The organism is Microcoleus sp. SVA1B4, from assembly GCF_036700545.1.
Taxonomy (GTDB): Bacteria; Cyanobacteriota; Cyanobacteriia; order Cyanobacteriales; family Microcoleaceae; genus Microcoleus.
This window is the reverse complement of the sequence record NZ_JAUBPB010000051.1, coordinates 1-25121: the sequence shown is the minus strand read 5'-3', so window position 1 is coordinate 25121 and position 25121 is coordinate 1. Positions and strand designations below refer to the sequence as shown.

Below are 25121 nucleotides of genomic sequence, written 5' to 3'. Positions count from 1 at the left end.
CAGTTAACTGACTAACTACTAATTACTAATTACTAATGATTAACCAATATTGGTTGCTAGATCGCGATATAACTTTCCTCAATCACGGCTCTTTTGGGGCCTGTCCGATTCCCGTACTCGAAGCGCAAACCATTTTTCGAGAACAACTGGAAAGAGAACCTTTGCGCTTTTTACTGCGGGAATTTGAACCCTTGTTGGATAATGCGAGAAATCAGTTAGCAGCATTTCTCGGTGCGAGTGAGGATGACTTGGCGTTTGTCCCGAATGCCACGACGGGAGTAAATGCTGTTTTGCGATCGCTCTGTTTTTCTCCGGGCGACGAATTGCTAACTACAAATCAGGAATACAACGCTTGCCGCAACACACTTAACTTTGTAGCCGAGCGGACAGGTGCTAAAGTAATAGTAGCAGAAGTCCCCTTTCCCATTGAGTCACCCGACCAAATTATTGAAGCAATAATTAAGTGCGTTTCACCGCAAACAAAGTTATCCTTATTAGACCACGTTGTCAGCCAAACAGGTTTAATTTTTCCCATCAAACAGTTAGTGGGCGAGTTAGCTAACCGTGGCGTGGATGTATTGGTAGACGGAGCTCACGCGCCGGGAATGGTAGCACTCAATTTAGATGAAATTGGCGCGGCTTACTATACGGGAAATTGCCACAAGTGGCTGTGCGCGCCGAAAGGTGCGGGCTTTTTATACGTGCGGCGCGACAAACAAAATGCCATTCGGCCAACTACAATCAGTCACGGTGCTAATTCGCCCCGCGCTGATAAATCGCGCTTTCAGCTAGAATTTGACTGGATGGGAACAGTCGATCCTAGCCCCTATTTGTGCGTGCCTGTAGCTATTGATTTTATGGGTTCTTTGTTGAGCGGCGGATGGCCGGAATTGATTGCAAAGAATCATGCTTTAGCATTGGCTGGAAGAAAAATATTGGCGGACAAATTAGATTTGCCACTACCTTGTCCAGATGAAATGGTGGGTTCGATGGCTGTTGTGCCGCTGCTAGACTCCCAGTCTGATGTGGTTGCAAAGGGAGGAATTCCACCTTTGCAAGAGGCGCTGTGGGAGATTTTTAAAATTGAAGTTCCGGTGATTCCTTGGCCGAACGCTAGTAAGCAGTTGGTGAGGATTTCGGCTCAGTTATATAATACTTTACCGCAGTATCAATATTTAGCTAATGCCCTGGTTGAGCTGACTAGAATTTGAGTTGGAGCTTCCCGAAAAGAAACATAACACCCAGCTACAAATAGTTATAGGTTTGTAGTTAGGGTGTCCGTCCTCATAGTTTGGGAGAATACAGACTATTTGTCCTTACTATAAACGTAGTAAAGGTTATACAAATAGGGCCCATAATAGTAAAAATTATGTAAGGAATCACCTTTATTCCTCTTGAATTGGGATACTATTTATACTAATTCTCAAAACTCATGCAACAGTAGCTGTAGGGTGCGTCGCCACCTGCCAATCCTAAAAAAGAGCGACAATCTCCAAGCGACGCACCTTACCTGAAGCGTGAGCGTAAACAAACCAAAAACTCATAATTGTTGCAAGAGTTGGGAGAATTGGTATTACATAAAATAAAAAAAGCCACAAAAATAGATTTAAAACCCCATCGCTCTCAACTTCACCAATCCGCCCAAAGCGAATAAAATTTGTAAATAACCCACGAAAAATCCTACGTTAAAATAGGGTTGTCAAAGCGGATAGTGCACAACTTCCGCGCCACAGAATATAATGTATCAACAGTTGCATTTTTGCAGACAAAAAAAGGAAATGAAAAGAGGCGAATACCATGTCCAATGCCATGATGGTAATTTACCCCTATCGCGAACAGTACACCTGGGTTTTTGACGACGAGCGAGTCGGACTTGTCCGAGAACCATTTGTTCAGGGTGTCCCCGAAATGATTAACGCGCTTGTCGCAGACATTCCCAATGCCGCCCAAGGTTTCCGACTTTTATTTTCAGCCAATCCATTTCCCGGATATCAAGCAGAAATGCTGTGGTTGAAAGCAGAATACGGCGGTAACTGGTATCGGTGGGAATCGAAAAATCTCGAAGGCTGGCTGTGTCCGGCTATGTTCAAATACTTTCCAGAAGCCCCGCCCAAGTTTTACTGCAAAGCTGAAAAACTGCAATAACCAACAGCAAGTCTATGAAAAACTTGTCAATTTTTAAAAGAGACTTTGTTACACCAGTCGCTGAAATATCTCGAAAAAAGCCTAAATTCTTCCTGTATATAGTGGGGCTATTTTTCCTAGTTTTCACAGCCGCCATCTCGGCTACATTGGGTGCAATTACCGCCCTTTTAGCTCCCGTGGAACCGCCAATTATCAATAGAGTATTAGAGGCGACGGGCTTTGACTATCTATCCTCCAACCGCTCTGGATACCGCCTGTCGCGGTCAGTTAATATCTTGATATTGGGAATTGACGCCATGCCAGAATCTGCTGCCAATTCCCCTAAGATATTTAACGGCCGCAGCGATACGATACTCTTATTTCACCTCGAACCTAGAGATAAATCTATTAGTTTACTTTCAGTTCCACGAGATACTAAAGTCGAAGTTCCCGGAATTAGATTCAGCAAAATTAGCGAAGCTAATGCTACGGGAGGAGCAGCTTTGGCGACGCAATTAGTTAGCAGTATGCTGAACAATACGAAAATTGAAAGATACGTGCGAGTCAGCAGCAATGCGTTTCGGGAATTAGTCGATTTGTTGGGCGGAGTTGAGGTATTTGTACCTCGCGCGATGTCCTATACAGATACTGCCCAAAAGTTAAAAATAAACTTAGGCCAGGGATGGCAAACTCTCAACGGAGAACAAGCAGAACAATTTGCTCGATTTCGCAACGACGGTTTAGGAGATATTGGCCGCATTCAGCGGCAGCAATCTTTAATTCAAGCTATTCGGGACCGCCTCGCAAGTCCATCAGCATTGGTGCGCTTGCCACAAATTGTTCGATTGATGCAAAAATATGTGGATACAAACCTAAATTATGAGGAAATATTGACGCTGGCAAATTTCGGTTTGCAATTGGAGCGAGATAATTTTAAAATGGTCATGTTGCCGGGAAGTTCTAGTTCAGAAACAGGGGATTTGAGGAGTTATTGGATTGTAGATGCGATCGGGCGCGATCGCATTATGACACAATACTTGAACCTGGGCGTGCCGGATTTTGAACAAGGACGAATTCGCAATTCCAGCGACTCCCTGTTGCCCAAAAACCTCAAAATATCTGTCCAAAACGCTTCTAGCAAACCGACAACTGCAAAAAACATTGCTGAATTTCTCACAAAAAAGGGCTTTTTTAATGTATCTGTAGTGCAGGATGCGCCCCAGAAGCAGCGTCAAAGTCAAATTATTGTTCAGCAAGGCGATTTAGAGGCAGCGAATCTACTGCAAAAAGAGTTAGGCGGCGGTAAACTTGAAGCATCTTCTACGGGTGAAATTAATTCTGACTTGACCCTTCGCGTTGGCGAAGATTGGGTAAAACGATTTTAATTAGTCATTAGTCATTAGTCAACAGTCAACAGTCAACAGTTAACAGTTAACAGTCAACAGTTAACAGTCAACAGTCAACAGTCAACTATGCCCAATTCCCCATTCCCATCATCATGAAAAGTGTTTTCCGAATATTCCTGAGCCTGTTTGTAAGTTTAGTGTTGGCTGTTGGGTGGGTGCTGCTGAGTGCTACTCCGGCATTTGCCCTGCCGAAAACAAATATTAATTACACAAATATTAATTTGTCCGATCGCGATTTTTCCAACTCTGATTTAGCGGGGGGAACATTTGTCGCTGCGGAAATGCGGGGAACCAATTTTCAAGGTGCTGATTTAACTAATGCGATTTTGACTAAGGGAGTTTTGCTGAATGCCAACTTGTCAGGTGCCAACCTCTCCGGCGCTTTGGCAGATAGAGTTACATTCGACGGCGCGAATTTGATGAATGCTAATTTTACCGAGGCAATTATGACTCGAACTCGGTTTTTTGATGCTGCCATTTCCGGCGCTGATTTTAGTGACGCGATTATCGACGCTTATCAAGTGACTCTCTTGTGCGAGAAAGCAGATGGTGTCAATCCCGTGACGGGAGTTTCTACTCGCGAAAGTTTGGGATGTCCGTAGGAATTCACACTTAAAGAAAATCCCTGGCTAATTATTTGATTAGATGCACGTGTAGCAATGTAAAATACACACATTAAAACCCCTCTCCTGCAAGGCGAGGGGTTTGAGGAAATTTCCAAGTATCGGCTCTATCGAGCGCTACAAATGCCTGTGCTGGCAGTACCAACTACCAAATCGGAATTCAACAGCAAATCTAAATCGGTGTCAGGATTAACAGCATACAAATCGACTTTATCTCTACCCAAAAATACCCCGATCAAAGTCCCGATTCCCGCACCGCCGAGCACCTCTTCAGTCGCGATCGCCCGATCGCCCGTAACACCTGCGATCGCCGCCGCTGCTGCTGCACCCAACGCCGTATTCTTAACCAGATTGCCAACATTAACGCCCTTGGTAACAGTTTCTTTCCTAGTAATCACTTGCGAAGTGGCATTGAGAGGCACTCTGCTCCCGTTGAGTATACTTAATTCTTGAGCCACAAACTGAACGCCCGATGCAGTCGATCGCAATTCGCCGCTAATTTTCGAGCCTTCGGGTATCAACACTTGGCCGTTATTGCCCGTGATATCCGCAGCTACAGTCAGCGTAATCGGAGACTTGTCATTAGGGGCGAGCAAAATCTTGCCTTTTGTGTACTCGATGGGGATAGTTACCCCCCTGGGAATTTGCACAGCAACCGACTCGCTAACATCAATCTTAGCAATGTAAGGAGAATTAATTGGTCTTGCTTGATTGGTACTCACTAATGTTTGATAGATAAAAGCAGCTACTTCAGCTCGCGTTGCTGACTTGTTAGGTTTGAGAGATTTAGGATTGGGATAGCTGACAACTAACTGTTTTTCAGTAGCCGCAGCAACGCTTTTGACAGCATAACTTTGAATCTCACCCGCATCATTATAGTAGCTGAGAACATCTTGAAAATCGCACGTAGGCTCATAGCCCATGCCGTTATTTAAAGCGACTACAACTTGAACGCGAGGAATCTGCTGTGTTGGCCTGAAAACATTGCCGGGATAGCCAGACATCCATCCCATTTCGTAAGCTTCGGCGATCGCCCCGCTTGCCCAAAAATTGGAGGGAACATCGGCAAACCGCACAGCACCGCGGGTTTTTGCCTTTTTCACCGAACGGATCATTGCCGCAAATTCAGCCCGCGTTACCGGTGCATCCGGGCGAAAACTGCCATCGGGAAATCCTTTGATAATTCCTCTTTCTGACAAATCTTGAATAAAGTCTTTTGCCCAGTAGTTATTATTAACATCCGAAAAAGCTGTCTGAGCAAAAGCAGGCGCGGCAGTTAGCATCGGCGCTGCGGTTCCGGCAACTGTTCCCAGTGTTAATAAAACAGATGTACCAGATTTAATGCGATGTAATACAGACATTTTTAAATTCTCCAATTTACACAAGCTTTTTATTGAGGAGAACTAAGCTTTTGATAGGCTGATTGATTCTGCCCAACTTGCTCTTTCCCTCGGTTATGTAATCATTATTGAAGAATTTTACTTATGGTGCGGGGAAGATACGGTCTTTTAAAATAAATATTTTTATGGTGATTGGGTAATTTTAAAATGCTTAAATTCCTTAAAATCCTTATGTTGCTTATCTCCCTTATCTACCTTGAAATTATAGAGTTCTGGATGCAGAGCCTTTATATGTAGGGGCGGTGCCAAGAGTGCCCGCCCTCACTCGACTAGATTAATGACTAATAACTAATAACTAATGACTACTATCTAATGACTACCGACTACTGACAACTAACTAATGACTAATACTTGCGATCGGTTCCCAACTTGTCACATCTTCAAATAAAGATTGATATCCACCTACATTGGGATGCAGCCCATCTGCAATCAGGCGCGATCGCCACCAATCACTGCCCCGATTTATCCATTTATCAAAAATATCTAAATAGGGAATTCCCCGCAACTGACAAGCTAATTTGGTTGCTTCTTTATACCGATATTGGTCGGCATGATTGTAGTACAAACAATCTTGAAAAGGCATTTTACTTTCATCCACCGGCACCATCCCGACAAATATCACCGGACAAAGTTGTTGGGACAGGTTTAACAAATGATCCAAAACAGTTTTAAAATGTTCAAACTCAGTGTAGCTGCGCCCGGTAGGCGACTGCACTCTCGCCGAATCGTTGAGGCCTACCGAAAGAATAATCGCATCCGGGACGCGGTTTCTGAGTTCGCCCCGGTGGCGAAACTCGTTTTCGAGCCGCTGGGAGACTTGATAGGTGCGATCGCCCCGAACGCCCAAATTGTATAAAACGTGTCCTGCACTCTCCGGTAACATCCACTGGCGCCGCAATCTTTCCACCCAACCCCCACCTACACCGTCGCCGAAACCGTAGATTAAGCTGTCACCGAAAGCAACCAATTTGAGGGGATGAGAATTTCCCCGATGCAAGTGACCAAAGGAATAGGCTGTTGCTACCTGCATAAGTAATGATACTCAGTTAATAAATTATGAATCTTGACATACTAGACTAGAATGTAACATTACATAAAGTAGGGAGTCTCATGGTTAAGCGTCCAACTTTCGATTCAACTCAGCTAACCCGTCGCGCGGAAGAGTTGATTAACGGTGCATCCAACCGCTATCGGATTACGGTACAGGTGGCGAACCGCGCAAAACGCCGTCGCTATGAAGATTTTGACAATATGGACGACCATCAAATGAAACCTGTAATGCGGGCGATATTTGAGATGTCGGATGAACTGACTCAGCCGGAAATTATCGGAGACATCTAGAGTTGGGGAGTTTTGAGTTTTGAGTGGTGAATTGCGAGTAATTTTTTTAAACTCCACACTCAAAACTTTCTTAAACTAGACTTGGGTGCGCGGGAGGAGAAACCCGGTTGATTCCTAGTTCCCTTGTTAAAAAAACTCTGATGTTTCTAATAAACCGGGTTGAGGATCGTAAATCCTAAAATTAGAAACTAGGACATCTGCTTGGGGGTAAGTTTATGAAATTATTCTATTTTTGAAATTATTGTCAAAACCGTGAATAGATTAAAGCAGGGCTTAAGTTTTCTCTTGGTTACTTTGAGTGTAGCGATTTTCACGCTTTTGAGTTGGGTATTGGAATCCGGGGAACTGAGTATGTCGGCTTTGGAACCTTCGCTGCTGCGGAGTTCTGAGTCTGTATCAGTGCAGCGGGTGGCTCAACAATCTGCGCCGCCGCAAGTGAGGGTGCAAGATGCGTGGAAATTGGTGTACGAAAAATTGCCGGATTTCCCGATCGAAAATAACTACATTTCTAAGGAAACTGGAAAAGTCGATCCTACCAATACTTTAGTCGGGCGGTTGATTCGATATCACGTATTTGTCAAAGGACGGCCGCCCAATTACCGCTTTGATTGGAAGTTGAGTTTAGCTGACTATTTGGGGGCGACTCCCGATTATTTGGTGGAAAGTGTTTATCCGGGAAACGACGTTTTGCGGTCAAATCCAATGGAACAGGATCGCGCTGCTATTCAAAGTTTAAATAGAGCACAGCGGGATGCTTTGGTTCAAGCTTTGGTTGATGTTTTTACGGAGAATTCCGGGCGTGGGCGCACACCGGCGGCGGGGGAAAAACCACAAGGGCGATCGAATTCGCCGGAGATACCGCAGCCGCAGCCGGGAGATGCGAAGTTGCTGGCACCCTAATACTCAGGAATACAGAAATCGGGTTTTTTACCGAAAAATTGGGTCTAAAGCCCCGTCCTTTTAGGACGGCTTTTCCTCTTTAAGCTTATCAATCCAGTCCTCTACAAGTTGGGTCATTGTTTTTTCTTTCTGTTTGGCAATTCTCCGCAACTTCTCTAGCCGACTCACGGCAATGCGAATACTTAATCTTTCTCTGACCATTTGGCTACCCAATTGCTACCTATTATGTTATCATAGTTAGCATGAAAACATTGAAGTTCAAGCTATATCAAAGCAAGCGGAATAAACACCTCAAGCGAAGTATCAATGCTGCGGGGGTGATTTATAACCATTGCATTTCACTCCATAAACGGTACTACCGGATGTGGGGAAAGCATTTGAATTGTGCAAAACTTCAATCGCATATTGCCAAACACAGAAAGCGTAAAGCGTTCTGGCAAAGGGTCGGCTCTCAAGCGGTGCAGGATATCTGCCAACGCATCTCGATTGCCTACCAACTGTTTTTTAAGCATCACAAGAAAGGAGTTAGACCTCCCGGATTCAAGAAAGTTCGCAGATACAAATCGTTCACTCTCAAGCAAGCTGGCTACAAATTCTTAGGCGGCAATCGAATTAAGATTGGGAATCGCGTTTATCAGTATTGGAATTCCAGAGAGATAGAAGGGAAGGTTAAGACGTTAACCATTAAACGCACGACATTAGGAGAGTTGTTCATGGTTGTGGTCGTTGACAGCGTTGGAGAGCCTGAAACCAAAGTCGAGACGAGTAAAATCGCTGGCTTTGATTTCGGCTTAAAAACGTTTCTCACCTGCTCAGATGGAACAAAAATCGAATCACCGCAATTTCTGAAACAGTCCCTCAGCGCTATTAAGAAAGCAAATCGTCAGCATTCCCAAAAACGGAAAGGCTCAGCGAACCGAGAAAGAGCAAGACTTAATCTAGTTCGCAAACATGAAGCCGTAGTGAATCGTCGCTCTGATTGGTTCTGGAAATTGGCTCACGAACTAACTGATAAGTTCGACGTGCTGTGCTTTGAGACGTTGAATCTAAAAGGAATGCAACGACTTTGGGGGCGTAAAATCTCAGACCTTGCATTCAGCGAATTTCTCCAAATTCTCGAATGGGTTGCCAAGAAGAAAGGAAAACAAGTAGTTTTCATTGATCGTTGGTATCCATCTAGTAAGACTTGTTCCCATTGTGGACACGTTCTGAAAGAGTTGGATCTGTCAGTTCGTGAATGGCGCTGTCCGTCCTGTCAAAAGGTGAATGATAGAGACGAGAATGCAGCTAAAATTATTTGTGCGGTTGGGGCATCAACCGTTAAGTTAGGTGATGTTAGACAGGCTATGCCTGCAATTGCTGTTTGAGCTTAGAATCCCCTCGCCTTGATAGCTGGGGAGTATGTCAAGGAAATATTGCTGTTGACCCTTTAACACAGCTAAAAAACCCGGTTTCTTCCGTTTCGTATTTATGGGTAAGCCCTACTAATCTAAAATCCAAAATCTAAAATCTAAAATCCCTCAATGGTGGAACGTGTAATTAAAACGGGTGTTGGGTGGCGTTTGGGATGGAACCCAGAGGCCCAGGAGTTTAAGGGTTTGGTGGCTGGCGACGGTTGGGCGATCGAACTCACGGAGGCTGAGTTGAACGATTTTTGCCGATTGTTGGGACAATTAGCCGGCACAATGAGTCACATGGCGTCTGAGTTAATGGACGAGGAAAAAATCGCCATAGAAGCCGAAAGCGACTTGCTGTGGGTGCAGGTGGAAGGCTATCCCGAAGCTTACAGCGTGCAGTTGATCTTGAATGCTGGCCGAAGGTGCGAGGGTTTTTGGCCGGCGGCTGCGGTTCCGACTTTGGTGCAGGCTGCAAAAGTTTTAAAAGTTTTTTGACTTTTTCGGGAATTCTATGCTAAGCTATTAAAGCTGTCGGGGCGTAGCGCAGCTTGGTAGCGCACTACTTTGGGGTAGTAGGGGTCGTGGGTTCAAATCCCGCCGCTCCGATTGTGATAAAACCTTCTCTCTGAGGAGGTTTTGTTGTTTTAGGGCCGACGACGCAGCTCTTAACATTCTCAATTAGGGGCATGGGCCCAGAAACAAAAATCAATCTCTGCTTCCGAAAAGTCTATAGCTATATCCTCAAATTCAAAGGCTTTTCGATTGCTTCGCGACCCTCACAATAGACCTTTTGCAAAAGTCCTTTTGATAAATTGATCGGACGGGCAAGATTCCCATCCCACAAGAAAAAATAACTCTTGTGGGATGGGTCTAATGAAATTAAGCATAAAAAAATGGCGTTTGTACTTGACAAACGCCATTTTATAGCATTACAAACGTGGCGTCTTATCTTGTTTAAACGACGCTAATAATTCGCGAATTTGGTCGGCCGCAATCTCGCGCCCGCCCAAACCAAAAGCTAGAGCAATGCCAACTGCGATCGCCCCAAGCAGCAGCCCGAAAGCCAAATTCACAATATCGCTGCCAATGCCCATCTGTTGCAGGGCCAAGGCCGAAACAAAGGCAATAATCGCAACCCGAGCCGCTTGGCCCAAAAGCCGCGCTTGGCGAGTTCCAGAACTGGCAATCAAACTAAACGCCAGATTCGCCAAATACAAGCCGATCGCAAATACCACCAAACCGGCTAGCACCCTACCTGCAACCAGGACAATACCGCTAACAATCGCAGTCAGTGCTGGAATCCGCAGCACATCGGTAGCCGCCACCACAGCAAACAGCATGATGCCCACCTGCACCACGATGCCGACAAACTCAGAAGGGGTGCGGGCCGGAAGTTCCGGTTCTTGAAGAAACGTTGCGTCCGGATCGATCGAACTTGGCGGTAGCCGCAGTCGCTGTTTCGGCTGCTGCACTCCCAACCAAGAAAAGATATTGTTGAAGCCAATTCCCGTCAGGATATTAGTCACCAAATCGCTGATCCAGCGCCCCAAAAAGTAAGCAACCCCCAGAATTAGCGCTGCTGTAAAAATGTTGGGAAGCGCGCCCAGAATCGTGTTGAGCATCGCGATTGCCGGCTGCGAAATCGCCTGAATGTCCAAAGCGTTCAGAGCTGCGATCGCCGTTGGAATCAAAATCAAAACATAGACGATCGTACCGACAATCCACGACAGCGATTGTCCGCCCGAAGTCCGCGAAATTCCAAACCGAGTGCCCAAACCGTCCGCCCCAGCAGCAGCCAACAGATTCGTGACAATCCGCCGCACCACCATAGCCAGCAGCCAGCCCACAAACCCAATCACCACAGCTTCCAGAATTTTCGGAATTGCCGCCAGAATTTGGTTGAGTAAATTATTAACCGGCAGCAGAGCCTGCTGCATTTCCAGTGAGTCGAGAATCAGCGGCAAAAACAGCAGAAAAATGAACCAGTACAGCGCATTCGCCAGAGTATCGCTCAGCAGCAAAGGGCGCTCGCTGGGCGTAGCGCCTACCTCCTGATTCAAGCGCTCGTCCACGTTAAAAGCCCGCATTGCCCGCGATACGGCCATTTTGGCTACAGTCGCCAACACCCAAGCAATCCCCAACCAAATTAGCGCCCCGGCTAACTTCGGCAAGAAACCGGTAATTTGATTGAGAAAAGTGTTGAGGGGTTGGGAGACAGCCGTTAGATTCAGCCGGTTGAAAAAGGCAATTAGGAAAAAGACAAAAATGATCCAGAACACCGCTGCGGAAATCCATTTTTCCACTTGCGGGGCTCCTGTTCCTTCCGGGCGGCCGGTAATCCAAGTAGCCAGCCGGTTGTCGATCGTAGTTTTCTTGAGCAATCCCCCCACTAAAGATGAGACGAGGGCTGATACTATCAAGCCAATGAGCAGGATACCGACGGCCCAGAGGAGATTTTCAATGTTTGAGCCCTGAAGGAAATTGTTAATTCCGCGTTCCGCATCTGTCAGGGGATTTGCGGGCTGGGCCTGGGCCAAAAGGCGTAGCGTAGCGGGGCGTAAGCCATCGGACAACGCCGCTATTGGGCCCGATATGGGTCTAGTTATTTCTTGCCAAGTTTCATTCATTTTTTTCTCAGGTTAACGTCAGATTTGACAAGGAGAAGACGAAACTTTAATAATAGTTCCAAAAAATCTAGACATCGCCTAAATTTAATGTTTGTACACTTTTAATCGTACTGGGTTAACTACAAAACCCTCTATCGAATTTGGGATCAACCCATCTCCGACTGCTTTTGGGGCAATATTCAAAGAACCGTTTACATCGGCATTTATGAATCGTCCAGTTTGGGTTCTGAACAATCCTCTTTTTACCCTACTGCCAATGTAGTCGGAATGTTGTTGAATTGGTTCCAAATCCAAAGCTGAACATTTGGAGGTGTAACTCTCCTCAACTAACCCAACTTGAATTCCCGCAAGTTGTCCTTTGTACTGCAACATTTGCACGAATCGGCGATGGGGAATACAGGGAAAATTTTGATTATTAACCAAACCCGTATTAATCCCATCTTTAAAATCATCGTTCCAGCCTATAGCCAGCAAGCCCATTTGATAATTAACGAGTTCTTTAATAATTGCGGAACTCGGCGTATGGAGGCAGTAATCCACTTTACAGTTACGCTTGTGCCACAATTTGGCAAGTTTTTCACTGTTTTTTTGCGCTGCGGGCAGCAATGATTTCAATGCCGATGAAACTTGATTGCAGTATTGGTTTGTTGACTTAACAGCCCCTCCGTCGTAGATTGTCGGTACTAACCCAGGAACATTGTAGGTTAATGTTGCCAGATTGTTTAATCCTAAATCTATGGCACCTACTTTCTGATTTACTTGTAAAGGCTGTTCTAACTTTTCATAGAGCACCTGGCCCCCATAACAACATACTTTGGGAACAATCCGGATTTCCAGACTGGAGGTGACTCTTGAGGGCAACCAAATATTAGTCCCACAGGGACGAGCATATCCTTTTTTTAAGGCTTTTTTGCTGACAGCTTGACAATTAAATACAACTACATAGCCCCCATCCTCTCTTTTTCGCTCTCTTGAACCTTTATAATGAGGGATTTGCGGTGCTGCTTGAAATTTAGTTGGGTCTTCCTGATAGTTTCGCAGCGCCAGATAATAGCTAGTCCATGCTTTGAGGACTAAGCCGATCGTGCTTTGTGCTAATTTTGCGGGCAGTGCTTTGCAATCATGACTTGTTTTGAGGGCGCAATCAACAGCCAGAGCGTTTCTTTCTTGGCTAGCGAAAAACTTTTGACGGTAGATGTAATTAGCCTTATTGTAAAGATTTTTGCACAGCCAAGACAGTCTATCGGCTTCTCGATAAAACCTATGATTTGGTTTAATGATGTGCCTTTCGACTAACTGCATAATCGGTATATATACTTTAATTCAAGATGATACACTGTATTTATGAGTGTGTCAATCTTTTAATTTCTGGAAAAATTGACGTTACAAGTAAATAAAGGACTATCAAGTAAGCAAAGTTTTGTAATACCCTCCTTGTTGCAGGTTCTCATGTCAATTCGTCAAGTTTTCGAGCAATCCATTGAAATTCGCGCTGCTGCTACTCTGGTGGAGCAATGTATAGTCGATCGCACTTTAATGCACAAGTGGCTCAATCCCCTGCTACGCTGCGATCCCCAGGGCGAATGGGATACTACCGTAGGAAGTCGTAGCTTATTTATCATAAAAATTCCTGTTTTGCAACCCTCTTTAGAGAGTGTTGTGTTGGAGCGACAACCAGGTTTAATTGTTTGGGGGTTTGACGGATTTTTCAAAGGATGCGATCGTTGGGAATGCCAGCCGCAAATCCAAGGTACTCTCTTGATTAACCGCTTTGAATTTCAAATTCCCAATCGTTTAATTAGATTTGGTTTCAATCGTTTTGCAGCCCCTTGGACAGAAAAAGATATGAAAGACCAACTCCGCCGACTAAAGCGGGTAGCCGAGCAACTATCTCAAAGAATGGGTAAGGGGTAATGAATAATGGGTAATTGGGAACTTTTACCCTCGCGTAGCCGAAGAATTGGGAATGGATGATGAGTAATTGCTAATAGCTGAAAGCTACAGCTAATACGAAAAAAAGCACCCATTCCCAATTTCCAATTCCCGACTCCCCCTTCCCTCCAACTTCAGTTATTTACTTCGCACTTCCCGCTGGATTGGGCTGACACATCATTTCTCTCGCCGAATTCACGGCTTGGTTAGCCGTATTTTGCAAAGCCGGGGAATTTTGATACAAAGCTTGCAAATCTTGCACATCTTTAATCACTCGTTCGTAGATAGCCATCGCTTGATTGCCGTCAACTTCTAAAGCCGCAGGGCTGTAATTTTGCATTACTTCAATCAGCGATATTTTGCCATCTTTGGAAGCTGCGACTAAAGCATCGCGCAGTGCGGGCACGCTTTGAAGCCGAGCAGTCGGCGCATAAGCAACCTCCCCCAATTGTTTGAAAACTATTTCCCCAAAATAAGTGCTTGCTAGCCGCGCTACTAATTGGGAATCTAAAGGCACTTCTCGCGTTAATATTTCGCGCACCGACTCGGGAGTTTGTTTCGCCAGACTCAGAACGCTTTGCAGTTGAGAGGAAGCCTTGCCAGTTTGTACAAAGCTTTGCAAGTCGCTCATCGGTAGTGTTACGTCAACAGCACCGTATTTTACGGTAACATTATCTAATGCAAAGGCTTTGCCGCTGCTTAGGAATACTGCACTTGTTCCCAGCAAAAGTGCCAAACCTAATGATAAAGACTTTGACATTCTTTTGGTTAAATGGACTGACAGCGATTGCATTCCGTTGAGATAACCTTGTTGAAACTGAAAGTTCATGAGTTTGTGCCTCTTTAGGTCAAAATACTTTTTAGATCGCTCTTCTGTGCGGATATCTGTGCGGATATCAGTCGGGAAAGTCGAATCGGGATTTGCGTAAATGACCTATGATATTACAGTCAAGTCAAGCAAATTCAACCTATCAAAAGATAGGTTTTAATTTACAATTAATATGTTATAGTTAATTCTTTGCCAAATTTTAGATCCCATGGCAAAAATGATAAAAGCGAAATTTGGTCGTCAGGCAGCAGTTTATTGAGTGTCACTTTTATGTCTTATAGTGTGCTGTGCGACATATAGCGAATTTAAGGATAGCGAATTAAATAACTTACAATTTTAATTGTTATTGTGGGATGGGCCTAAGAGCCCGTCCAAAAACGACGGGCTCTTAGGCCCATCCCACTTTCAAGAGTGGAAGTTATTTAATTCTCATTCCTAACTTCAAAGATCCCGATCGAGCCGATCGACCAATTGGCGAATTCTAGCAGCATCAGGAGCATTCGGAGCATTTCTCAGGTATAATTCCAAATCGTGGCGCGCTTCTACCAAGCGTCCCAGTTGATAATAGAGAATTCCGCGATCGCGCCGTTCCCCCAGCGCATCGGGAAACAGCAGCAAAATCCGTTCAATCGCCAAGAGTACCCTCACAGCATCTCCCTGTTGCAAGTAAATCGCCTTCAGATTTCCCAGCATTCGTCCCAACAAATGTCGGCGACTTACCGGGGCGAGAAAAGTCGTCTGCAACTCCATAGGTTGCCCATAAATTTGAGAAAGTCGGGCTTGACAATCTTCAGGAAATAAGATTTCGCCGCCGTTAAACGCATCAACAAAAATACCAGCATCTTCAAAATCCGGTCTAATTAAAAAATGTCCTGGCATCCCAATTCCCACCATCGGAAAATCAATCCGCTTAGCAACCTCCAAATAAACCAAAGATAAAGAGATCGGAATACCAGTACGCCGATCGAGCACTTCATTCAAAAAGCTATTGCGCGGGTCGTAATAATCAACATCATTGCCCGCAAACAGCAACTCCCCGTATAAATAGGCGTTAATAGTTTGAATAATCCGCAGTGGATAATTCTGTGCCGGCAGGCGATCGCGCACTTCATCTGCGATCGTGTCAAGAGCGTTGAGATACTCCTCTGGCTCTAAATTTGGGTATTCTTCCAAAGCCATATAAAGAGCAGCTTTCGCCAGGTCGATCGAGCCATCAGGCTGATTTATTTCTCGATAAAATAGTTGTCGGGCGATCGGAAAATCCATATTTATGATTTATTTGATTTTAATTGACATTTTATACGAATATCCAATTGCCCAAAAAAATATTAAAAACATCTCTCTTCTCTTCCTCTCTGCGTTCTCTGCGCCCTCTGCGGTTCAAAAAAAACAGTCCTGTATGTAACGCGCACCTTACAGCTTAACTTTTAACCTTCAAATCCCGTGACTTTTACCAATCACCCAACTGCGGCGAAAAATCCGAGCCAGAGTCGATTCTTCCAAAGCAAAATAGATAGGGCGGCCGTGAGGACAAGTGCGCGGATTGCGAGTTTGCTGCCATTCATCCAACAAATTTTGCATTTGGGAAAGACTCAAAGGAGTACCGTTTCGCATAGCACTACGGCAAGCAGTCGCAACTTGAGCCGCTTGTAAATCTGCGACTTTACTGAGTTCAAAAAGCGCATCCGCACAGTCATCTCGATCGGCTAACAATTCAGGAACTTCGCGGGCAGCCCATAGCTGTTCGCCAAAACTTTCTACTTCCAAACCCAATCGGGATAAATTCTCTATTTGCAGCGCCGATAACTGACTGAGAATTACTGGTTTTTCTAGACATTTTAGCTGCCAAGCCGCGCACAATTGCTCGTACAAAACGCGCTCGTGAGCGATGTGTTGTTCCACCAACCACATTCCGCTGGAATGTTCGGCAACAATGTAAGTATTGTGAACTTGAGCGATCGCCCTCAATTCCATCAATCCTATTTTATGAGCTTTTTCCTGTTCGCCACCTTCATCATTCTGCCTCGCCGGAATTCCGACACTGTAAGCACTTTTTTCTTCCGATGCCTTCAGCAATTTTCCCACTCTATCGGGAATTGGGGCAGGCTGCAAAACTTCATCGTTCAAATGTAAAGCACGAGAAATTGCCGCGCTAACTTGCGCTTGCCAAAAGCTTGGATCATGCAGATAAATTTCAACCTTAGCCGGGTGGCGGTTCCAGTCGATTTCCGAAGAGGAGATTTGCAGGTGGACAAAACACACGGGATAGCGATCGCGCGGACAAGTGCGGGCAAAGGCGCTGAGAATAGTTTGCTCTAATTCGGGCGATCGCACAACTCGCCGATTTACCCCAACTTTCACCCAATCCGGCCGCCTGCGGTGACAGCGATCGGGCAAACCAATTACTAATTCTAAAAACTGGGAATTAGGCATTTGGAATTGAGAAGTAGCAACTGGGAATTGGTAATTAGGTTTAACTGTAGCGCCCACAAGTTGAGTTTCTAGCAAGAAATTTGCTGCTTTCTGATTTTGAGGACTCGCCGGCAAATCTAACTTTAAATACTGCAAATCGCTCGATCGCACACCGCGCACAAATTGAGGTAAAAGTTGTTCCGCTGTGCTACCAGGAGTTACGTGCAAACAAGGCGTATTTCCTTGACGCAACTGCCAATTAACGTGCGGGTGACAAATAGCAATTTGCTGAAGAGTTAATTGGATCGATCGCATTTGCTGTGCCGGCGACAAAAAACTGCGGCGCACAGGCCAATTGCCAAACAAATTATCAACAGTCACCACCGTACCAGGAGCGATCGCCGCTGTTTCCACCTCTACAGCAACGCCTGCGTTATTGTAAACCACCCGCCAGCCCGATCGAGCATTTTCAATTCCCCCCTTGTTAAAGGAAGATTTGGCGGGGGTTTGCGCCGACTCTCGATTTTCCGAAAAATCCCCCAATCCCAAATCATTCGATCGGCTCAAAACCTCCAAACAGCCCAATTGAGCTAAACTGTGCAAAGCTTCCCCACGAAATCCCAAAGTATCAATTTTGTAAAGGTCAGCTTCAGTGGTAATTTTGCTCGTACTGTGAGGCGAAGCCGCCTGCTGCAAATTTTCCAGATCCATTCCTGTACCATTGTCTGCAACTTGCACCCGCCACTGTTCGGGCCAGACAGAAACAACGATGCGAGTTGCGCCAGCATCCAGAGAATTTTCAACTAATTCTCGTACCGCGGAGGCGATCGAGTCAATCACTTCGCCGGCGGCAATTAAATTGATAACTTCTGTGGGTAAGGTTTGAATAGTAACTGGCATCAGATTTTTAGCATTTCGTTAATTCAATTCTACTAGATCCTGCAAGTCGCTATACAGTATTAGGACTTAAGCTTTTCAACCCGGTTCATTAGAAAAATATTGTGGGATACCAAGATATCTACTCATCAACCAAGTCTCTGAGGCTTAGTGAAAAAGTCCTAAGTATATATCTTCCTACTTATTTTTGCTCTGATAAATCCATAGTTTTCGGCAAGCGGATGTAAAAAATTGTGCCTTTTCCGTCCTCCGAATCATAAGTAATTTGCCCTTTGTGAGCCTCAACCATCGACTTAACAATTGCCGTTCCCAACCCAGTACCAGTCCGTTTACCATAAGTCACAAACGGTTCAAATAACTTTTCCTTAATTGCCGGCGGAATGCCGGGGCCGTTATCGTAAATGCTAATTTCTGCCCACTCCTCAGTTTGTGTCACCGCAATCTCCACCCGCCCCCCTCTTCCGCCAAAAGCCTCAACAGCATTCCCAACTAAATTTTGTAAAACGCGCAAAATCTTATTCTCGTCCGCTTCCACTATCACTTCTGTCACCCGTACTACCAAATCTACTTTTGCTGCTTCAAAATAAACTCTGTTCAACTTTTGAAACTGCTGCAACGTCTGAATTAGATTAACTGGTTTTTTATTTAATACAGAATTGCCGCGCGAAAATTCTAACACTTCTTCAGCCATCCCCAACATTCGCTGAACCTGCAATTGAATAAGTTCGCACCACTCCTGAGTTTCGTCATCCGGGTGCATTTCTTTGAGCACTTCACTAGAGAGTTTAATTCCGGTAAAAGGACTTTTGAAATCGTGAATAATTGTACTCACCATTTCTCCTACCAATACCATTTTTTGTTTGTGTACCAACTGGCTAACATATTGATCCGTGGTATCCCGTAAATTTTTAGTAATGAAACTAAACATTTGCAATACCGAACTGCCTTTAGCAAACTGGAGAGTTGTTATTAGTTTTTCACGGTCTATTTTGGCCAAAGTCGAGCCGGTAACTGCCACAGCTCTAGCACTGCGAGGCTCTCCGTCTAAAACTCCGAGTTCGCCAAAATAATCGTCTGGGTTAGCGACAGCAACAGTTTGATATTTATGATTTTCAATCCGCTTGCTAAACTCGACTTTACCTTCTAAAACTAGATATAAAAAATCCGCTGTTTCTCCTTCTTCAAAAACCAGCGTTTCCTCAGCAAAACTCTCCAAAACAGCTATTTGGCAAAGGTGAGCAGCTTGCTCTGGTTCAAAATAAGACATAAATCGATGAGAGGCCAGATCCATGTGAAAATACCTGAGACTTAATTTAACTACCAGCCGGGAAGTCCCTCGGTATATTTAGAGGGGATTAATTTGAGCGCTGCGCGAAGTACCCCGAATAAATTACCGAGCGTGATGGAAAGAAGCGTCGGGTGTAGGTACGGAAACCGACAATTATTTCTTTTATACCCATTGATGATCGGGAAATACTCTGATACTATATTAGCAAGTGGGGGTGGAACTACCTCACTATAAAAAGCCTTTGAAAAAAAGGAAAAAGAAGCCTGCGGTCTAACTGTACTCAGTTGACCGTCAGGTTTGTTCACTAAAATACAATACTGCTTTAATCTGGCTCTCTTTTCTAGCCTCCGAGGCTTTGACGCAAGGATTAGCGTCGGGATGGAGAGCCAGACTAGCATAGCAGCACCAGCAATCTCACCAAAATTCTCAGTTAATTGACTAAAATACATAAATTGTACTATTTTTGAGATTTAAATTCGATGTGGGGGGGTTCTCCGGCCACCTCAGAAGATTTTAACTGTAGAGAGATCGTGTAATTTAAATGCCGATCGACCGAGTTTACAAAAATTAACGATCGCCCGATAAAACGATCGCAGCATTCTGCCCGCCAAAGCCAAAACTTAAACAAACCGCATTTCTGACAATAGCCGATCGCGCACAGCGAACAAAATCTAATTCAAACCCCGGTTTTTTCATTCCCACGCAAGGCGGCAACATCTGATATTTAATACTCATCAAACAAAAAGCCACGCCCAAAGCTCCCGAAGCTCCCAAAGTATGACCCGTCGCCCCCTTAGTCGAACTAACAGCAACTCCTGGGTGAAATAACTTCTCAATTAACAGTGCTTCGTGTCGGTCATTTAACTCAGTTGCAGTACCGTGAGCATGAATAAAATCTATATCAATCGCCGCTAAATTGCTGCGTTTCAAACATTGATTTACCGCCGCGATCGCACTTTTCCCCCCCAGCTCCGGCGCATTAGCATGGCAAGCATCATTTGTCAAGCCAAAACCGGAAACTCGACCGTAAATTTTAGCACCACGACGCCTTGCCAACTCGGCCGATTCTAATACAAATAAAGCCCCGCCTTCACCGATCACAAAGCCTTCCCGATTTTCATCAAAGGGATAGCACCCATTGTTTGCCAAAGCACCCATCCGGCTAAATCCAGCCAGAGTCAGCGGTGTGATAGGCGCTTCCACAGCACCTGCGATCGCCCGCTGACACTCACCAGTGCGGATTAAATCAACAGCACGGGCGATCGACTGTATGCCCGTCGCACAAGCAGCCATCGGCGCCAGCACCGGCCCCGTTGAGCCAATTGCCCTCGCCCCTGCGATCGCCCCCATGTGAGGCAAAAAATTCACAAATTGAGAATTGGGAATTGGGAATTGGGAATTGGGCATGGGGAATTGGGAATTGGGCATTGAGAATTCTCTTTCCTCTTCCTTCTCCCCTCTTCCTTCTTCCTTCTTCCTTCTTCCCTCTTCCTTCTTCCTGACATCCGTTACATCCGTTACAGAATCCGTTGCCGAACTTCCTTCCCTCGCCAACTGTTCCAAATTTGCCTGAAACCCGCGGCTAGAGCCAATAACAATTCCGCAATCAGGCAAAGGCAAAGTCAAATTAGCATCTTGCAAAGCATCTGCTAAAACCTGCCGAATTAAAGTTATTAAATCGGTCGGTTTTGTGCCAATTAAAGCCAAAGGTCGCCGTTCAAGTTCTATAAAAGGTTGATGTTGCCGAATTCCTGATTCCCCAGACAACAATCTTTTCCAGCTACAATCCAGAGTGCCTAAAGCAGAAACCAGGCCAATTCCCGTAATAACAACATCCACATCAGCCCTCAGATTCCCAAATTTTTAGTCATTAGTCATTAGTCATTAGTTATTAGTTATTAGTTATTTATGATTGGAACAAATTATTAACTACTAACCAACGACCAACGACTGATATCGTTTCCGGTTGCATCGGAATCATAAAATCGAGTCAACCATCAACCGTCAACAATCAGTCAGTTTTTCTACTCCGACTCAACAGTCAACAGTCAACAATCATCTCCATTGTGCAACCGGAATTGATATGACGACTGACTACTGACTACTGACTACTGAACAGGCTTAAAATTTTCCAAACCCTGAGTAACAGTAGCCTTCTCAATGCGATCGCCCGCTTCAATCTTATCAACAACATCCATCCCTTGCTTCACGTACCCAAAAACTGCATAGCTACCGTCCAAAAACGGTACATCCGTCAAAGTAAAGTAAAACTGAGAAGAAGCCGAATCAGGACTCTGCGATCGAGCCATAGCCACAGCCCCGCGACTGTGCATCAACACGGGTTTCTCCTTAACCCCAGCTTCTTGTAGCGTCGCGCTGTAAGTCGGATTGGCAGCACCTTGAGCTTTAATTTCCAGAGGAATCCTGCGTTCTACAGTAGTTTTCGGGTCAATAAAACCGCCAGTTCCCAGTCGCGCTGTAGGGAATTTAGGGTCTTTACCCTGGGGGTCGCCGCCCTGAACTACAAAAGGCTGAGGTTCCCGCACGACTCGGTGAAATACCAGCCCGTCGTAGACACCTTTCTGAACCAAATCGACAAAATTGCCCGCAGTAATTGGCGCATTTGTGCCGTCGAGTTCGATCGTAATTGGGGCACCTTTAACCGTCATCACCACCGTTGCTTTTCCGTCCAAGCGTGGCAAATTGCTAAATTGCGAACTCGCCGCTACAGCAGCAGGAGAAGGAGACGGAGACGGAGACAAAGAAATATTTTCACCCGACACCGGATTCGATGTCGGAGTTGAGTTTGCCACAGGGGAACTACCGCATCCTCCGACAAACAACGCGCCAATTATTAAAAGTGAGAACAACCACCGCTGAATTTTGATTTGCATTTGCATTTGTATTTTCACTTTGAGTCAATTACGGACTTGGCAACTAAAGATTTTAATTCAATAGTCCGGACTGTTTTTAGTTCGTAGTCTAAAACCAGCGATTTTCCTTGGATAGCGAACTTGCTTTGGAGCCTTGAAAACCTTATTCTACGGTTTGCAATCAAAAACTTTCGCAAGTATGGTTAATTGATAGATTCAAAAATTGGTAACGGGGCTGACTCGCAGATTGACGTTTTTCACTTACCAGGTAGGTAAGGTGCGCGGCCCGGCACACCCTACCAGACATTACCAATCTCAAATCTCAAATCGCCAATCGAAAATCCCTAAAGTCCTTCGAGGGGAACTTGCAAAAATCGAGCCAATTCGGCCGCTTGATTTTCCACTTCAGACAAAGCAATCGGCTGTCCGACTCTAGTCAGGGGAAACTGACGGCGGTCTTTGAGCTTAAGATAAATACTGCGGCGGGGATTGAGACCTTCTTTAATGTCTACCCGCACAGATTGCACCTCCGATGTCTTGCAATTAAAATCAACTTTGCGGTTTTTGCCCGGAAAACCCCAGCGAAAGATCCGAATGTTACCAGTTTGTCGATCGAACTCGTTGTAGCCGCCACCGACATCCCAGAGAATAGTCAGCCACAGGTAGAGCGCCAACAGCACGCCACAGACACCGTAGAAACCCATCGCAATGCCTTGGGGGATGAAAATGAGCTGAGTCGGGTCAGCAAAAGGCAGCAGGTTAACGTGCAAGTAGCTGGAAATGCCCGACAGCAGGAAACCAGTCCCTCCAATGCTGACCACCGTCGCCCACCAGTAATTGCTGAAGCGGCGGGAGCCCAAAACCGGGTAGCGCAGGACAGGATCGATCGAGGTCATTGTTTTTGCAGTCATAAAATTAAACAGCCTTAAAGCCAAATCTTAATTCAATTAGCCCACCGAGCGTCACCCTTCGCGGACGAGATCGCGATCGACCGATCGGCATTGTGTATCAACTCCTGCTAATTATGGTCAACTACCCGCCATCAAGCGGAGTACCGCTATGATGGGGGCTTGTATCTGAACTCCACCTCAATTCCGAAAACCTCGAAAGGATTTCAGCTTTGGCTTCACGGCTCGATACATGAGGGAGTGCTGACAAGACCCCGGTACTCATCCAGGCTTGCCGGACGAGCAACGTTCTAAGTGCGATATTTCGCGCCCCAACCAGATCTGCATGAAGTTGATGCCCACAGCATTCACAGCGGAAAATCAGCCCCTTGTTCGGTCGATTAGCCTTTGAGGTATGCCCACATTTAGGGCAACTTTGCGAGGTGTAATGTGCTGGAACTTTAGTAGCTAACGAGCCAACCAGCACAGCCTTGTAATCGATATAGCCATGCAATTCGGCAAACGACCATTGAGCCACGTTCCTGTTAGCTTTCCGTTGTTTCTTGCTTGCCCGTTTGCCCGATTTAGATTTAGTTCGATCGCGTATTCCGGTCAGATATTCTAGTCCAATCAGGCTGTTAGGCTTGGCGATTTTACTCGCAATCTGGTGGTTCACATCAGCGATAAACCGTCTCTCCCGTCCCGACAAAGCGATTAATCTTCGCTTCGCCGAACGGGTGTCTTTTCGCTGTAGAGATTGTCTGGCTTTTTGATAACGGTTGGCTCGATGTCTAGCCGCCTTGCCCGAATAGAAACTCGACTTATTAGCTAAGTCTGTTTCGACTGCGAGGTATCTCATTCCCACATCTATACCAGAAATTCTAGTGATGTTCAGTGGGTCGAGAGTAGGCGTTTCCACCTCCAAGCTCACCATTAGATAGTAAGTCTTCGAGGATTTCTGGTAGACAATTTTAGCAGCACCGATCTTCTTGGACGCTCGCATCAGATCGATGTGCTTGTTGTAGCCATCAAACGGAACAACAATTCGACCACCCAGGGTGTTAATACTGACCCGTCGATCCTTTTTAAAGGAGTAGTCGCGCTGGTAATTAAGCGTACAAGTCCGCGAGGTGTATTTGGGAGCTCGATCGAGTCCCTTGTACCGCCGCTTGGTATACCCAGCTTTAAGCGCCTCGCTATTCTGCTTGGCTTTAGTCCACAGCGTCTTAAAAGTCGCAGCAACTTGTCTTGGCACGTTACACGCCATCTGGGAACCAAGCCCAAATAATGCCCGTAGCTCCGAGTAGACCAACTTTTGTAGTTTAGCTCCGTTGCCAGATTTACCGTTATCAAATGCCACTTGGGATGCGTAGTTCAGCGCATCCCGATAGGCCAAAGAAACCTGAGCTACCGAGATTTTTTGCTCGGCAGTCAGGTTTAATTTGAGTTTGGCGGTAATTACTTGGCTCACAACTTCTTCAACAGATAAGAGGATAATCTTACCCTGTGAAGGATTTGAGTGCAAGCGCAGAGTGTTTGTTCGTCTGCTCAACCACCGCCACCTCGCCGCTTGGCGACGAAGGGTCAGTTGGATTGTTGCTGAGCATCGTCAACCAAGATGGCATTCCTCTCAACCACGCTTTCATCGAGTACGCCTCTAGTGGGGGAACCCTGCTGTTCTAGTTGAAATTTATGAACTTCTAATATATAGTTATGTTAACTTTAATTAGAAACCTTGGTCTTTTAACAAGCAAGAGGATTTTATAACTATGACAATCGCAGTCGGACGCGCCCAGACCGAAAGAGGCATCTTTGATGTACTCGACGACTGGCTCAAACGCGATCGCTTCGTCTTCGTAGGCTGGTCTGGCATCCTGCTATTCCCCTGCGCCTACCTAGCCATCGGTGGCTGGTTAACAGGCACCACCTTCGTCACATCTTGGTACACCCACGGTTTGGCAAGCTCCTACCTCGAAGGAGCCAACTTCCTCACCGTAGCAGTCTCCACCCCAGCCAACAGCCTCGGACACTCCCTGCTGTTCCTCTGGGGCCCCGAAGCACAGTGGGACTTCACCCGCTGGTTCCAACTCGGTGGACTGTGGACATTTGTCGCCCTCCACGGCGCCTTCGCACTGATCGGCTTTTGCCTGCGTCAGATTGAAATCGCCCGTTTAGTCGGCATCCG

Annotated in this window: 21 protein-coding genes, 1 tRNA gene and 1 pseudogene; 11 read left to right on the top strand and 12 right to left on the bottom strand. The window is 45.7% G+C overall.

Features of this window, described 5'->3' with window-relative positions; genetic code table 11:
* Positions 1-35 precede the first annotated feature (35 nt).
* The 4 genes from QT987_RS20980 (at position 36) to QT987_RS20965 (ending at position 4132) form a co-directional block, all read left to right on the top strand.
* Entirely contained in the window at positions 36-1211 is a 1176-nt protein-coding gene (locus QT987_RS20980) for an aminotransferase class V-fold PLP-dependent enzyme (RefSeq protein WP_333243846.1), read from the top strand.
* Positions 1212-1797: 586 nt separating this feature from the next.
* Positions 1798-2145 carry a DUF6717 family protein gene (locus QT987_RS20975; RefSeq protein ID WP_015175132.1) on the top strand — a complete coding sequence of 116 codons (348 nt, stop codon included), beginning with the start codon at positions 1798-1800 and terminating at the stop codon, positions 2143-2145.
* Positions 2146-2159: 14 nt separating this feature from the next.
* A complete protein-coding gene (locus QT987_RS20970; protein ID WP_333243843.1) occupies positions 2160-3509 on the top strand; it encodes an LCP family protein in 1350 nt (449 codons plus the stop codon).
* Positions 3510-3622: 113 nt separating this feature from the next.
* Positions 3623-4132, top strand: coding sequence for a pentapeptide repeat-containing protein (locus tag QT987_RS20965; protein ID WP_333243840.1), 510 nt, complete (start codon positions 3623-3625; stop codon positions 4130-4132).
* Positions 4133-4260: 128 nt separating this feature from the next.
* On the opposite strand, the gene QT987_RS20960 is transcribed toward QT987_RS20965, so the two are convergent.
* Entirely contained in the window at positions 4261-5514 is a 1254-nt protein-coding gene (locus QT987_RS20960; protein ID WP_333243838.1) for an S-layer homology domain-containing protein, read from the bottom strand.
* 376 nt (positions 5515-5890) lie between these two features.
* Positions 5891-6583 (bottom strand): GDSL-type esterase/lipase family protein, encoded by a 693-nt coding sequence (locus QT987_RS20955; protein ID WP_333243835.1) that lies wholly within the window; start codon positions 6581-6583, stop codon positions 5891-5893.
* 80 nt (positions 6584-6663) lie between these two features.
* Here QT987_RS20955 and QT987_RS20950 point away from each other — a divergent pair, with 80 nt between their 5' ends.
* From QT987_RS20950 to QT987_RS20930, 5 genes are all read left to right on the top strand, one after another.
* A complete protein-coding gene (locus QT987_RS20950; RefSeq protein ID WP_015175138.1) occupies positions 6664-6894 on the top strand; it encodes a DNA-directed RNA polymerase subunit omega in 231 nt (76 codons plus the stop codon).
* Between the two features lie 285 nt (positions 6895-7179).
* The gene (locus QT987_RS20945) at positions 7180-7794 is read left to right on the top strand and encodes a hypothetical protein (protein WP_333243832.1); all 615 of its coding nucleotides are present in this window, start codon (positions 7180-7182) and stop codon (positions 7792-7794) included.
* Between the two features lie 242 nt (positions 7795-8036).
* Entirely contained in the window at positions 8037-9161 is a 1125-nt protein-coding gene (locus tag QT987_RS20940; RefSeq protein ID WP_333243830.1) for an RNA-guided endonuclease TnpB family protein, read from the top strand.
* Between the two features lie 156 nt (positions 9162-9317).
* Positions 9318-9686 (top strand): DUF1818 family protein, encoded by a 369-nt coding sequence (locus tag QT987_RS20935; protein ID WP_333243826.1) that lies wholly within the window; start codon positions 9318-9320, stop codon positions 9684-9686.
* Positions 9687-9723: 37 nt separating this feature from the next.
* Positions 9724-9797 (top strand) — tRNA-Pro (locus QT987_RS20930).
* A 323-nt stretch (positions 9798-10120) separates the two neighbouring features.
* On the opposite strand, the gene QT987_RS20925 is transcribed toward QT987_RS20930, so the two are convergent.
* Positions 10121-11818 carry a mechanosensitive ion channel gene (locus QT987_RS20925; RefSeq protein WP_333243823.1) on the bottom strand — a complete coding sequence of 566 codons (1698 nt, stop codon included), beginning with the start codon at positions 11816-11818 and terminating at the stop codon, positions 10121-10123.
* Between the two features lie 84 nt (positions 11819-11902).
* Positions 11903-13120 (bottom strand): transposase, encoded by a 1218-nt coding sequence (locus QT987_RS20920; protein ID WP_333243821.1) that lies wholly within the window; start codon positions 13118-13120, stop codon positions 11903-11905.
* A gap of 147 nt (positions 13121-13267) precedes the next feature.
* On the opposite strand from QT987_RS20920, the gene QT987_RS20915 reads away from it, so the two are divergent.
* Complete coding sequence (locus QT987_RS20915; RefSeq protein ID WP_333039545.1) at positions 13268-13732, top strand: SRPBCC family protein; 465 nt, start codon at positions 13268-13270, stop codon at positions 13730-13732.
* 160 nt (positions 13733-13892) lie between these two features.
* On the opposite strand, the gene QT987_RS20910 is transcribed toward QT987_RS20915, so the two are convergent.
* The 8 genes from QT987_RS20910 to QT987_RS20875 all read right to left on the bottom strand — a co-directional run bounded on the left by QT987_RS20910 (position 13893) and on the right by QT987_RS20875 (position 24488).
* Positions 13893-14579: an alpha/beta hydrolase gene (locus QT987_RS20910; RefSeq protein ID WP_333243818.1), complete on the bottom strand. Its 687-nt coding sequence runs from the start codon at positions 14577-14579 to the stop codon at positions 13893-13895.
* A gap of 441 nt (positions 14580-15020) precedes the next feature.
* On the bottom strand, positions 15021-15845 hold the full coding sequence (locus QT987_RS20905; RefSeq protein WP_333243815.1) for a transglutaminase family protein: 825 nt from the start codon (positions 15843-15845) through the stop codon (positions 15021-15023).
* Positions 15846-16013: 168 nt separating this feature from the next.
* Entirely contained in the window at positions 16014-17891 is a 1878-nt protein-coding gene (gene mutL / locus QT987_RS20900; RefSeq protein WP_333243812.1) for a DNA mismatch repair endonuclease MutL, read from the bottom strand.
* Positions 17892-18069: 178 nt separating this feature from the next.
* Positions 18070-19179 (bottom strand): ATP-binding protein, encoded by a 1110-nt coding sequence (locus QT987_RS20895; RefSeq protein ID WP_333243808.1) that lies wholly within the window; start codon positions 19177-19179, stop codon positions 18070-18072.
* A 564-nt stretch (positions 19180-19743) separates the two neighbouring features.
* Positions 19744-21015: a beta-ketoacyl synthase N-terminal-like domain-containing protein gene (locus QT987_RS20890; RefSeq protein WP_333243805.1), complete on the bottom strand. Its 1272-nt coding sequence runs from the start codon at positions 21013-21015 to the stop codon at positions 19744-19746.
* A gap of 269 nt (positions 21016-21284) precedes the next feature.
* Positions 21285-22076 carry a peptidylprolyl isomerase gene (locus QT987_RS20885; protein ID WP_333302751.1) on the bottom strand — a complete coding sequence of 264 codons (792 nt, stop codon included), beginning with the start codon at positions 22074-22076 and terminating at the stop codon, positions 21285-21287.
* A gap of 317 nt (positions 22077-22393) precedes the next feature.
* Positions 22394-22960: a photosystem I assembly protein Ycf4 gene (locus QT987_RS20880; RefSeq protein ID WP_333057558.1), complete on the bottom strand. Its 567-nt coding sequence runs from the start codon at positions 22958-22960 to the stop codon at positions 22394-22396.
* A gap of 121 nt (positions 22961-23081) precedes the next feature.
* Positions 23082-24488, bottom strand: a complete 1407-nt coding sequence (locus QT987_RS20875; protein ID WP_333243799.1) for a transposase — start codon at positions 24486-24488, stop codon at positions 23082-23084.
* Positions 24489-24705: 217 nt separating this feature from the next.
* On the opposite strand from QT987_RS20875, the pseudogene QT987_RS20870 reads away from it, so the two are divergent.
* Positions 24706-25121: pseudogene (locus QT987_RS20870) on the top strand (photosystem II D2 protein (photosystem q(a) protein)); the annotation flags it as partial.